Below are 12,950 nucleotides of genomic sequence, written 5' to 3'. Positions count from 1 at the left end.
ATATATCCGCACGGGTTGCGTAATGATATGAATGTTTTCCGCCATTTAACAGAGCTAAGCCCATTACATTTACGATTACAATCATTACGCACACCCCCTTCATTTATTTTCCATTTATAATCTTACAACTATATTGAGTATTCTGTCAATTGTTTTTTTACACATCGAATAAAAATATATGATACATCATTTCGAAATAAGGGAATCTTCTGTAAGAAAGGGCATACAAAATAAAAAAAGAACAAGAAATCGTTTTCACAAACATTTCATTTGAAAAATGTTATCAAACCCCCTACAATCACCTTATACTCACTCTTACAAGTTGCTATTTTAGGAGGACTAATCATGACAACTAGCAATACGTACAAATTTTATTTAAACGGAGAATGGAGAGAAAGCTCTTCAGGAGAAACAATCGACATTCCATCTCCATACTTACACGAAGTAATTGGACAAGTACAAGCAATTACTCGCGGAGAAGTAGATGAAGCAATTGCTTCTGCAAAAGAAGCTCAAAAATCATGGGCTGAAGCTTCCCTACAAGATCGCGCAAAATACTTATATAAATGGGCTGACGAGCTTGTAAATATGCAAGATGAAATTGCCGATATCATTATGAAAGAAGTCGGTAAAGGCTATAAAGATGCAAAGAAAGAAGTTGTTCGTACAGCTGACTTCATTCGTTACACTATCGAAGAAGCTCTACATATGCACGGAGAAAGCATGATGGGTGATAGCTTCCCGGGCGGAACGAAATCGAAACTTGCGATTATTCAACGCGCACCACTTGGTGTTGTATTAGCAATCGCACCATTTAACTACCCAGTAAACTTATCTGCTGCAAAACTTGCACCAGCATTAATTATGGGTAACGCTGTTATTTTCAAACCAGCAACTCAAGGTGCAATTAGCGGTATTAAAATGGTTGAAGCACTTCATAAAGCTGGCCTTCCAAAAGGTCTTGTAAACGTAGCTACAGGACGCGGTTCTATAATTGGTGACTACTTAGTAGAACATGAAGGCATCAATATGGTATCGTTCACAGGCGGTACAAATACAGGTAAACATTTAGCGAAAAAAGCTGCAATGATTCCACTTGTATTAGAACTTGGCGGTAAAGATCCTGGTATCGTTCGTGAAGATGCTGATTTACAAGATGCTGCAAACCATATCGTAAGCGGTGCATTCTCTTACTCTGGTCAACGTTGTACAGCTATTAAACGTGTACTTGTACACGAAAACGTAGCAGACGAACTTGTTGACTTAGTAAAAGCGCAAGTAGCTGAACTATCAGTTGGATCTCCAGAACAAGACAGCACAATCGTTCCATTAATCGACGATAAATCTGCTGACTTCGTTCAAGGTTTAGTTGACGATGCTGTTGAAAAAGGTGCAACAATCGTTATCGGTAACAAACGTGAGCGTAACTTAATTTATCCAACATTAATCGACCACGTAACAGAAGAAATGAAAGTTGCTTGGGAAGAGCCATTCGGCCCAATCCTTCCAATCATCCGCGTTTCTTCAGATGAACAAGCAATTGAAATTGCTAACAAATCAGAGTTCGGCTTGCAAGCAAGTGTCTTCACAAAAGACATTAACAAAGCATTTGCAATTGCTAACAAAATCGAAACTGGTTCTGTTCAAATTAACGGACGCACAGAGCGCGGCCCTGACCACTTCCCATTCATCGGTGTAAAAGGTTCAGGTATGGGCGCACAAGGTATTCGTAAGAGCCTTGAGTCTATGACACGTGAAAAAGTAACTGTATTAAACTTAGTTTAATCTTATATGTAGAAGCTGATCTAATTTTAGATCAGCTTCTTTTTATACAATATATTTCACGATTTGTTTTTCCATAGGTAAACTCACACATTCTACAGAAATTTCATACCCTAGCCAGCGCTCAGCAATATGTTCAAATGATAAAACAGATCCCGTTGTAAAAAATCGATGCTTCGGATTCAGATTGTCAGACAAAATTCCTTTGTGCTGTAAAATTGTACTTAACTCTATCGCTGTTTCTTCTGCAGAACTAATAATTGTCACAGCCTCTCCTAATTCCTTTTTTATATAGGACTCTAAAAGTGGATAATGCGTACACCCAAGAATTAACGTATCTATATCCTCTTTCGTTAATGGACGTAAAGCTTGTTTCACTTGCTGCGTTACATATGCTGTATCTTCTAATTGATTTTCTACAACTGTAGCTAAAGTGGGGCACGCATGACTATGCACTTCCAAATATGTATCAAGCTCGTGTAATGCTTTTTCGTACATATTAGACTGTATCGTACCTACAGTTCCAATTACTCCGATTCCCCCTTTCTTTGTCACTTTAATTGCCGCTCTTGCTCCCGGATGTATAACGCCAATAACCGGCATAGACAGTGCTTCTTGCAGCGCAGTCAATGCAGCAGCTGCAGCAGTATTACATGCTACCACTAGAGCTTTTAATGGAAACTGTTTGAGGAACTCAACCATTTCAAATACGAAAGATTCTACTTCCTCTACACTTCTTGGCCCATACGGACAACGCTTATTATCACCAATATAATAAATGCTCTCTTTAGGCAATTGTCTTATAATTTCACTCGCAACTGTTAATCCCCCAACCCCTGAATCTAGTACACCTATTACTGAATTTGTATGACATACAGACATATACTTCATCCCTTCTCAATCTTCTAGCCCTAATGACATTCATTATATTATGAAAATTTAAACATTGTACAATAATCCCTCCCCTTTTTAATCACAAACTCTTCTCTATAATCTGATTATTACTATATCCATTGACGTATAAAAATACATTTGTTACTCTTAAATACGTTAATTTAATATTTAAATCCTCATTCGTATCTCGGTGAGGTAGAGGTTGCAGTCATTAAGAGTATCATTTCAGGAGATGTAGTGGCATTGATGAAGGAATGAGAAAGGAATGATTGCCGAAGTAAGTCGTGTCCACCATGCACACTTGCTGGGTCTGCATTTAATAAGTGCAGAACTGTCACAAACGCTTCGTTTGTGGAGAGCTATCGAGAGGTATGTCGTGGGTTTCTTATAAGATAGAAAGCATGTAGCGGCAAATTACGTGCTTTTTTTGTTTTGTTTGGGACTTCTCTTCTCTACTAGGAAGACATACATATCTCCTCGCTTGACTTGGTTATACTAACTTTGGAGGTATTTTCTATGCAACAAAAAAAATGGGGCTTTTGGGTACTAACAGCTTTCGTTGTCGGTAACATGGTTGGCGCTGGGATTTTCATGGTGCCAAGTACGTTAGCGCAAACAGCAAGCCCTCTCGGTGTCACTTTAGCTTGGTTAACAACAGGGTTTGGTGTTTTAATGCTAGCTCTTGTTTTTGGTAATTTAGCAATTCGTCGTCCTGACTTAACGACAGGACCACAAAGTCATGCATATGCTTTATTCTCAACACCAAAAAAGAAAAAAATGGCTGGTTTCAGTATGGTATGGGGATATTGGGTTGCAAACTGGGCAAGTAACGTTGCCATCATTACATCATTTGCGGGATATTTATCACTCTTCTTCCCAATTATGAAAGATACACGACTACTATTTTCAATCGGTTCTTTTAACATAGAAGTCGGAAAACTAATTACATTTACTATTTGTTCCATCTTACTTTGGGGAACTCATATTATATTAACAAACGGTGTAAGCGGAGCTGGAAAACTAAACTTCTTAGCAACAACAACGAAAGTAACTGGATTTCTTTTATTCATCGTCGTTACTTTATTTGCATTCGAAGCTTCTAAGTTTGGACAATGGTACACACCGATGATCGATAAATCAGGTGTATCACACGGTCTTCTTTCACAAGTAAATTTAGCTGCTCTTACAACGCTTTGGGCGTTTATCGGAATTGAATCAGCCGTTCTTTTATCAAACCGTGCTGTTTCTCCAAAAACGGTAAAACGTGCAACGGTTGCAGGATTACTTATTACAGTTGCGATTTACTTAGGAATTACAATTTTAACAATGGGTGTACTTCACGTTGATACATTACAAGCTTCTGAACGTCCATTAGCAGATGCACTAAATGCTGCAATGGGTCATGGCGGCGGGAAACTTATGGCATTACTTGCTCTTACTTCCCTATTCGGTTCTATCTTAGGCTGGATTTTATTAAGCTCAGAAGTACCTTATCAAGCAGCAAAAGAAGGTTTCTTCCCTTCCTTCTTTACGAAAACAAATAAAAAAGGAAGCCCAATTTACTCATTACGATTAACAAACATTATGTCGCAAGTGTTCTTATTCTCAACATTATCAGGAACAATTGCGGAAGCTTATACATTCGTTATTACCGTATCAACACTGGCCTACCTCATTCCATATCTCGTTTCACCAATCTTCCAGTTAAAACTAGTCGCAACTGGTGAAACGTATAAAAATGAAATGCGGGCAAGAATTACAGATGGTATAGTCGCAGTGATCGCACTTTGCTATGCACTATGGGTTATTAAAACCGGCGCATCCGATATAAAAACATTCCTTCTCGGAATTGGTTTATTCGTAATCGGATTTGCTTTCTATCCATTAATGAATCGTGATCAGAAAAAAAATAACGAAAAGAAAAACGGGCAAGTTGCATAACGCAATTTGCTCGTTTTTTCTTTTGTAAAACATATATAATAGAACAAAGAGGTGAAAAATATGTCAATCGAATCGCTATGGAGCAGTCGCTTCCAACAACATATTCAAAATATCATTACATACTTTGCACGTATGATTAACGGTTTACTATATAGCTTTATCTTTATTTCATGCGTTGGTGCATATTACTATGCTCAGTTTCTAAAAACATCTCCTTCTAAAGGAATATCTTTACTACTCATAACGGCCGTACTTACATTCATTATAACGAGATGCCCAATCCGCACATTTATTCAAAAGCCCGATGCTGTCTACTTGCTTGCATTAGAAGAGAAACTAACATCCTATTTCAAAAAATCTCTTCTATACAATTACATCATTCAGCTTTTTCCATTATTATTTACGTTCCTGATTCTCGTACCACTTGCTATGCAATCATTACAAGTAACTGTACCTTTCTTATGTACAATCTTTATCGTTTTAATGATTACGAAAGCTTGGAACATGTACATACATTGGATATGGCGTGATAACCATGAAAAAAACATATGGCTCATTATTCGTATTGCTTGTAACGCCCTAATCATTTACATGCTGTTTTACTCAGCAAATGTTCTCATATTGGGCGGATTACTCTTACTACTTACTTTCCTGCTTCTATATACGAAAAAACAGCCTACAAAACGAATACCGTGGGATTACATAATCGAACAAGAAGAAAAAATGAACGTTCGTTTTTATCAATTTGCTAGTATTTTCACCGATGTTCCGCAACTGAATAAGCAAGTAAATAAAAGAAAATGGCTTACAAATTGGATTGAGCCTTTATTACATAAAAAGCGAGCAACTTTCTTCTATTTACACACACTAGCATTTTTACGCGGGAATGATTATTTCGGTATATATATTCGCTTAGGAGTGATTGGTGCCTTCGCCTTATATTTTATACCAAACATATACGTAAAAGGCGCTATCGCTTACATCGTCCTATATATGATTTCTATGCAGCTACGTTCCCTGTGGAAATATTTTTCGGGAAATATTATCGTAGCATTATATCCAATTACTACTGAAGAAAGAATGAAGCAATTTCTTCGCTTAATCTTTATATTACTAAGCATTCAGCTCATTGTATTTTCAGGCGTTATACTCCTTGCTACAGGACAATTACTGCATACTTTGCTTATTATGGTAATCGGGGCAATCTGGATCAAATTTATTATTGTACCAAAAACAAAACAACGTATTTCTTCGTTTTAACGAAAAAGAGGCTGTTATATACAGTCTCTTTTTTCGTCTCAAAATTTCTAATCACTATTCATAGGCAATTCTCATATAGTGAAAATGACTATATAATTCCTATCCATAAGTTAAATAATGATTTCACACATATATAAATACAAAAGATGGGAGCTTTATTTATGAATAACAATCCACCTTCAACGCCCGAAACCTCCTCTGAAAACAATAGTCGTGACATTTCATTGCAAACATTACGTGTCATCGGACTCATCGTTCTCATTAGTGGTTATATCCTCGTCGCTCTCTCTGAAGTAGGTGAGCTAAAAAACTTATTAACAAATCCAAATGCCAATCCTGATTTAGCTGAGGTTGATCCGTTTTAAAAATCATATAAAAAGCGAGCCCCAGTGTAACTGGCTCGCTTTTTATATAGTTTTACCCAATCTGAGAAACTTCTCTTGTATCCTCATACTTCTCTTTCCCGATTGCCTTCATAAATAATAAAATACTACTCATACCAACGATAAAATACAGCGCACTCATCCCCAAAGATGCAATAAATGAACCTAGCATAACTCCTAATGCCCCGTTCATTTTTGCAACTTGAAAGACCATCCCGTTAATCGCCATATAAGAACCTCTTGCTTCATCTGGCACCATATCTGCCATAATAGATTGACGTACTGGCACATACATCATCTCACCTACTGTTTGGAAAATCCCTGCGATTAATAAGATCCATAGACTATTGCTCGTTCCGAGTATTGTAAATCCAATTGTATAAATGAATAAACCTACATATAAGATTTTCAAATCATTGAAGCTTTTCAGCAATTTAATAAGAAGTGCTGAACATAATACAACTAAAATTGTATTCTCTGCTGATATCCAGCTCAGCATGCGAATACCCGTTAAATCAAACGTAAAACCATTACCGAAGAAAAAGTGTACCGTTTCAAACTCCTTCTGCAGACGGACCCCTAAATAATTATTAATTTGAAACTCTAACGATAATGTACATATACTTGCTGCACAAAAAATTAAAAATGCTCTATCTTTCATAACAACTGTATAACTATCCGCCATATCTTTTAATACATTTTTCTTCTCTACTGTTTTTCGTGCTACATACACTTCTTCCATATATACAGCCATCACATATAAAGTAATAACCGCAACAGCTGTTAACACGATAAACAGTTGTAATCTATAGTTCTCAAATAGCAATCCACCAAATATTGCTCCAATCGCAATCGATAAATTAATCGCCCAGTAGTTAATGCTGTACATCACTTTTCGATTTTCCGGTGTACTCACATCAATTAACATCGCTTCAGTCGCTGGATTCATAAGTCCAGATCCTAAACTGTTCACCAACATAAATACAAATGTTAACCACGGTGAATCTACATAGTCTGAGTTTGCAACTCCCATACAAGCGATGGAAATGACTTGTATACTTTGGCCGATAATCATCACCTTTTTACGACCGAGCCGATCTCCAACATATCCACCGTACAAACCAATTACTAATGAAGCCAACACATTAATAAGTAATAAAGCACCAGCAATCGCACTACCTAACTTTACTGAAAAATAAATCGCCATAAATGGAAAGATCATCGTGGACACTGTACGTGTTAAAAACGAAGTTATAATTCTAATTTTTATATTTCGATGCATACTCCAAAATCCCATTGTTTCCCCCTCCTTATGCTTATTCATTTTACTTTGAAAAAGAGGAAGAAAAAGGTTAGAATATTCTAAAGAGTTTCCCCTTTTATTATAGAAGGAAGTGTATATATGAAAATTATGGACTATTACATTAGACTAAGACTACATGCACAAGATCAAAAACATATACGGAGTAGCTTACAAGAATTAGCGGATATTTTATATTGCAGTACGAAAAACGTGAAAATTTTATTAAAGAAAATGAGTGAGGAACAATTAATTAAGTGGATACCAGGGAGAGGTCGCGGGAATAAAACGGAAATTATATTTGTACATAGTTTCGTAGAAGCGATTGAATGCTATACAGATGAACTGTTAGCGCAAGAAAAATTAAAAGATGTTTTTCTTCTTTTAAAAGAACCACTGCCTCCCTCACTTCATAAGAACATTGAAGGTAAACTTCATCATCATTTTGGCTATGAACCTTCAAATGATATGTACGACATTTTAAAGATTCCTATATCCAGAAAGATATTCCCATTAGATCCGGCCTTTGTGGCTGTAACTACGGAGAGCCATCTTACGAGTCAAATTTTTGACACGTTAGTCGTTTATAACAATGTTACTGAAAAAATGGAACCACACATTGCACATACGTGGGAATTAAGTGAAGACGGGCTTACGTGGACGTTTCATTTACGAAAAGATGTACATTTTCATAACGAAACTATTTTAACTTCTAAAGATGTGCAATTTTCATTTAAACGACTAAAGCAAGTTAAATCTCCCTTCGAATGGTTAACAGAAGACATTGTTCAAATTGAAACGCCATCACCACTGCAAATTCGATTTCATTTAGCAAAACCAAATTTATTTTTCTTACACTATGTAAGTTCCATGCAACTAGCAATTTTGCCATGTGATGCTAGTATTCAAGATCATCATTATATAGGTACTGGACCTTTCAAACTTGCTCGTTACTCTGAAGACAATATCGTACTCGAAGCGTTCACCCATTATTTTAAAGAACGCGCGTTATTAGACCGTATTGAATTTTGGGGTATTCCTGATCATGTGCAAATAGATGCTGATTATGAACTACCAAATGAAGAAGAGAATGAAAGGTATAATATACAAATAGAAGAAATAGGTTGTATTTATGCTAGCTTCAACTTTACAAAACCTGGTCCTCATCACGACATGTACTTTCGAAAAGCTTGGAGAGAACTATATGACGTTGAAACGATACTTCGTAACATAGAGGGTAGACGAACAATTGCTGCATCAAGCTTCTTCCCTGATAGAAGCCGCCTTGCAACAAGAAGATCCTACTCTTTAGAAAAAGCAAAAGAGTATTTGAAAAAGAGTACATATAATGGAGAAACGATACATATTTACTTCTTCGCATTTAAAGATAGTGCAAATGATGCATATTTCTTAAAAGAACGATGTGAAAGTTTAGGTATACAAGTAGAACTTCACCCATTTCCCGTTTCAGATTATATGGATCGCTCTATTGAGAAACATGCCGATATTATTTTCATGGGAGAAGTGTTTGCTGCCGATCATGAAATTGCATTCTTAAATGTATTTAAAAATAAAAGTTGCTTCGTAAGCCGGTTCATAGACCCTCACTACGAAAAACAAATTAACTGTTTGCTAGATACATTTTTACTAGAAGAAAATAAAGAAAAGCGTTATGAACTCATGTATGAAATCGAAGAATTTTTACAAGCCGAAAACATCATTTTATTTAACTATCACGTTTTAAAAAGAAAAACATACCCTTCTTCTTTAAAAAACGTAACCATTGATTCATTTGGTTGGGCAAATTTTGCGAAGTTATGGATACAACCATCCACGTATTAAAATATGTGTGTTTATAAAAGGAGAAAAAACATGAAACGCAACCTAGAAAAAAGGCTTTCCTACCTATACACAGGTGAGTTATTTTCAGTCATTACTTTTATTTTCACAAGTAACTTACTTAATTATGCTTATCCTACGTTACATTTATATTCCCTATCTTCTTTTTGGGTCTCATTTCTTCTTTTAGAGTTTATCTTATTACAAGGAACAATTTACTGGTACGTAAAGTGGAAACGACTAAAAAAAGAGAAAACATCTATTACACCTATTAGAATGCTTCAATATTTAAAAGTACTTAAAAAGATAAATATAGCATTGATTATCACCGGATTTATTACGTTTACTATCGATTTTGTAATTTGGTATCCCCACTTACCTTTAGGCGGGCTATCATTCACTCTATTTATTTATACTTTTGCATTACTTGAGTACATTAACTATTATCATACTCAGCTTTCACACGATAACATCTCTGATATTAAGCATTTAATCAAATCAAAAAAACTAAAACAATCCTGTATAAGTAAAGATTTTCAACGTATTTCATAAAAGAGAAGGTACTACCTCCTTAGTAGTACCTTCTTGCGCACAAAGATGCAAACTATTATTTAATTACTCCATCTAAATGATCTTTCAAGTTCAATAAATACTGCTCAATATCCGGATTCTTCACCACATCATAACAAGCAAAGCTCTTTAACGGACTCATACCAAGAAACTTCTGCACACGGTGTAAATGACTAAGCGTTGATTCTAAACTTTCTCCTTCAAAGAACTTCGTCTTATCTCCAAATGATGTTTCAGGTGCATTCCAAGTTGTAGAAAACATATACTGCTTATCGTGTAATAAACCACCAGTTCCATATTCATCTGCACCTCTAAAGAATAAACCGTATTCATATACTTCATCCATATACGTTTTAAATAATCCTGGAACACTAAACCAATAAATTGGTGTTTGATAAATAACAACATCCGCCCATAAAAACTTATCTTGTTCTTCTTTAATATTGTAGCCATCTTGAATCGTTGTTGTTTTCACATGATGATTCTCGCCTAATACAGTAACCATATAATCTACTAACGTTTTATTTAATCGCCCTTCTTTCGTACCGTATTTTTCATGTCCATTTATAATAAATATATTTTTCATCGCTTTTCTCTCCCTATATGATCTACTCTTCAGCTATTAAGCCGAGCTGTTGCTGTAGCGTAAGATTATCTTCCAAATGCCAATCTTCCGTTATCTTTCCGTCTTTCACATGCAAAATATCAATTGCAAAAAAACGAATCTCTTTACCATTATGCGTTCCTGTAAAAGAAAGACGAGCTGTTACTTTATCACCAGCAACTAATAAATCTTCAATCTCACAATGTATATTTGGAATAACTTTACGAAAATTTTGCGCTGCAAATTTTAACCCTTCGACACCTTGCGGACGGCCTTTTGGCAACGTATTATCGAAGAAATTTTTCGTAACAGTCTGCGGAATAAGCTCCTCCTTACCTGTATCCCAAAATGCGTAAAAACGCTGAGCTGTATGAACGATTTCGGTCGCTTCCATTTTACTTAGTGAAGGATCGATTGTCATTGTTTTTGCCTTTGGCATTTCTTTTAGTAACTGAATTTCGTTTTGTTGTTCACCACTACAAGCTACAAGTACAATACAAATGACAAAAAAACTAAGGAACGTAAACAACTTTTTTATACTCATGGACATCACCTCCTCCTCATACAAACTCTTTGTATTTCGTATTGCTATTGTATATGCACTAACTTCCCATATGGAAGTAGTGATATTTTTTTCATATAGTTACCAAAAGTATAGTTTTGTGATACTATAAAGCAAATTCATTCAAAAAAATTTTATGGAGGCTAATTCCATGAGCAATATAGATCCGGTTGAATTAACGAAAGGTTTACCTGGCATTCCTTGTCCTATCGCTAAAACACTTGACGTAATTCGTACAAAATGGACGTTTTTAATCATTCGCGACCTTCTTATCGAAGGAACATTACGCTTTAGTGATTTACAAAAATCAATGGATGGCATTAGTCCAAAAACATTATCGCTTCGACTAAAAGAGTTAGAAACACAAGGTATTATAACGAGAAAAGTATATCCAGAAGTTCCGCCTCGTGTAGAATACACATTAACGGATAAAGGAAAGCAATTAGAGGGGATATTTATTGAATTAAAGCGGTTTGGTTTAAGTTTATAAAGCGAAACCTTCATCACCCTAGCTCCCGCGCATAACGTGATAAACGAAAAGCCCCTTACCATAACAATGGTAAGGGGCTTTCGTAATTCACTATATTACTTCGCAAAACTTTCAGCTAGCTGTTTCTCTCTCCACATAAATGTAATACCGAGACCAACTATTAAAACAACGCCTGAAAATGCATATGGATAATGAATATTCATATCAAATAATATTCCGCCCATCGCCGGCCCTGCGATATTACCTAAACTCGTATAAGTTGAGTTCATACCAGCAACGAATCCTTGCTCTTTTCCAGCTGCTTTTGATAAAAACGTCGTTAATGCAGGACGCAGTAAATCAAATGCTAGGAAAATAAAGCAAGTAACGAGAAGTACAATCCAATAATTAGAGACTACAGTTGAGACGAATGCTAATATTGCACCTATAATTAAACATATTTGGATTAATACTTTTTCACCGAACATGTCTACCAATTTGCCAAACATAAATACCTGTACAACTACCCCAAAGATCGAGCTAATTGTAATAATTGCTGCAATATCTTTCGGCGAGAAACCAAATTTATGATCAGAGAACAAGCTAAACACTGTTTCATATGCTGATAATCCGAATGCGAGTACAAATACGATAATAAATGCAATTGCATACATTGGATGTAATGATTTCTTTAAATCACCAATAAAACTTGATTCCTTCGTATTAGCAGAAATCTCCGCAAGTTCTTCTTTCGTTAACGGTTCTTTTAAAATAAAGATCGAAATCACACACGCAAAAAAGGCAATTACTGCGGCCACAAAGAACGGCACACGTATACCGTATTCTGCAATAAATCCGCCGATTCCAGGCCCTATAATAAAGCCGGTACTAATAGCCGCTGATAAATATCCCATCGCCTTTGGACGTTCTTCCATAGATGTAATATCCGCAACATATGCCGTAACACCAGGCATAATGAACGCCGCACTAATTCCGCCTAATACCCTCGCTATATAAAGCATCCATACATCTTTTCCTAATCCAAAAAGAAGCTCTGAAACACCAAAAATAAATAATCCAATGATTATCATTTTCTTCCTACCGTAAAGGTCAACCCACCGACCTGTAATAGGTGAAGTAATGAGCTGAGCCATTGCAAATACTGCAACGAGATATCCCATCGTCTTTCCTGTTAAACCCATATCATTCATAAAAGACGGCATAACCGGAATGATTAATCCAATCCCTAAAAAAGCGATAAATATATTACTCAAAAGAATGACCAATACCATCTTTTGTTCTTTTATCGGTTTCTTCACTTTTTAACACCTCTTCCCGTAAGTTCC

Annotated in this window: 12 protein-coding genes and 1 riboswitch; of the genes, 7 read left to right on the top strand and 5 right to left on the bottom strand. The window is 35.9% G+C overall.

Annotated elements, in window-relative coordinates:
• Nucleotides 1–345: 345 nt before the first annotated feature.
• Nucleotides 346–1,785: an NADP-dependent glyceraldehyde-3-phosphate dehydrogenase gene (gene gapN, locus COK05_RS22270; RefSeq protein ID WP_098614297.1), complete on the top strand. Its 1,440-nt coding sequence runs from the start codon at nucleotides 346–348 to the stop codon at nucleotides 1,783–1,785.
• Nucleotides 1,786–1,827: 42 nt separating this feature from the next.
• Here the strand turns inward: gapN and racE are convergent, their stop codons facing one another.
• Nucleotides 1,828–2,664, bottom strand: a complete 837-nt coding sequence (gene racE, locus COK05_RS22265; RefSeq protein ID WP_098614296.1) for a glutamate racemase — start codon at nucleotides 2,662–2,664, stop codon at nucleotides 1,828–1,830.
• Nucleotides 2,665–2,864: 200 nt separating this feature from the next.
• Nucleotides 2,865–3,046: riboswitch (Lysine riboswitch) on the top strand.
• 146 nt (nucleotides 3,047–3,192) lie between these two features.
• On the opposite strand from racE, the gene COK05_RS22260 reads away from it, so the two are divergent.
• The 3 genes from COK05_RS22260 (at nucleotide 3,193) to COK05_RS22250 (ending at nucleotide 6,242) form a co-directional block, all read left to right on the top strand.
• Nucleotides 3,193–4,617, top strand: coding sequence for an amino acid permease (locus COK05_RS22260; RefSeq protein WP_001186296.1), 1,425 nt, complete (start codon nucleotides 3,193–3,195; stop codon nucleotides 4,615–4,617).
• Nucleotides 4,618–4,677: 60 nt separating this feature from the next.
• The gene (locus COK05_RS22255) at nucleotides 4,678–5,877 is read left to right on the top strand and encodes an ABC transporter permease (protein ID WP_098614295.1); all 1,200 of its coding nucleotides are present in this window, start codon (nucleotides 4,678–4,680) and stop codon (nucleotides 5,875–5,877) included.
• 161 nt (nucleotides 5,878–6,038) lie between these two features.
• Nucleotides 6,039–6,242, top strand: coding sequence for a hypothetical protein (locus COK05_RS22250; protein ID WP_098614294.1), 204 nt, complete (start codon nucleotides 6,039–6,041; stop codon nucleotides 6,240–6,242).
• Nucleotides 6,243–6,294: 52 nt separating this feature from the next.
• Here COK05_RS22250 and COK05_RS22245 read toward each other — a convergent pair whose 3' ends face one another.
• Nucleotides 6,295–7,557: an MDR family MFS transporter gene (locus tag COK05_RS22245; protein ID WP_098614293.1), complete on the bottom strand. Its 1,263-nt coding sequence runs from the start codon at nucleotides 7,555–7,557 to the stop codon at nucleotides 6,295–6,297.
• A gap of 105 nt (nucleotides 7,558–7,662) precedes the next feature.
• Here COK05_RS22245 and COK05_RS22240 point away from each other — a divergent pair, with 105 nt between their 5' ends.
• Together COK05_RS22240 and COK05_RS22235 are read left to right on the top strand one after the other, a co-directional pair.
• Nucleotides 7,663–9,402, top strand: coding sequence for an SgrR family transcriptional regulator (locus tag COK05_RS22240; protein WP_098614292.1), 1,740 nt, complete (start codon nucleotides 7,663–7,665; stop codon nucleotides 9,400–9,402).
• 30 nt (nucleotides 9,403–9,432) lie between these two features.
• Nucleotides 9,433–9,951, top strand: a complete 519-nt coding sequence (locus COK05_RS22235) for a general stress protein (RefSeq protein WP_098614291.1) — start codon at nucleotides 9,433–9,435, stop codon at nucleotides 9,949–9,951.
• Nucleotides 9,952–10,006: 55 nt separating this feature from the next.
• Here COK05_RS22235 and COK05_RS22230 read toward each other — a convergent pair whose 3' ends face one another.
• Nucleotides 10,007–10,555, bottom strand: coding sequence for an NAD(P)H-dependent oxidoreductase (locus COK05_RS22230; protein WP_098614290.1), 549 nt, complete (start codon nucleotides 10,553–10,555; stop codon nucleotides 10,007–10,009).
• Between the two features lie 22 nt (nucleotides 10,556–10,577).
• A complete protein-coding gene (locus COK05_RS22225; protein WP_098614289.1) occupies nucleotides 10,578–11,117 on the bottom strand; it encodes an ester cyclase in 540 nt (179 codons plus the stop codon).
• 169 nt (nucleotides 11,118–11,286) lie between these two features.
• Here COK05_RS22225 and COK05_RS22220 point away from each other — a divergent pair, with 169 nt between their 5' ends.
• Nucleotides 11,287–11,625, top strand: coding sequence for a winged helix-turn-helix transcriptional regulator (locus COK05_RS22220; RefSeq protein WP_098614288.1), 339 nt, complete (start codon nucleotides 11,287–11,289; stop codon nucleotides 11,623–11,625).
• Between the two features lie 95 nt (nucleotides 11,626–11,720).
• On the opposite strand, the gene COK05_RS22215 is transcribed toward COK05_RS22220, so the two are convergent.
• Nucleotides 11,721–12,923: an MFS transporter gene (locus COK05_RS22215; protein ID WP_098614287.1), complete on the bottom strand. Its 1,203-nt coding sequence runs from the start codon at nucleotides 12,921–12,923 to the stop codon at nucleotides 11,721–11,723.
• Nucleotides 12,924–12,950: the final 27 nt, after the last annotated feature.

Source organism: Bacillus cereus, from assembly GCF_002567495.1.
Taxonomy (GTDB): Bacteria; Bacillota; Bacilli; order Bacillales; family Bacillaceae_G; genus Bacillus_A; species Bacillus_A cereus_AQ.
The sequence above is the reverse complement of the archived record's forward strand: the minus strand, read 5'-3'. Positions and strand labels throughout refer to the sequence as shown.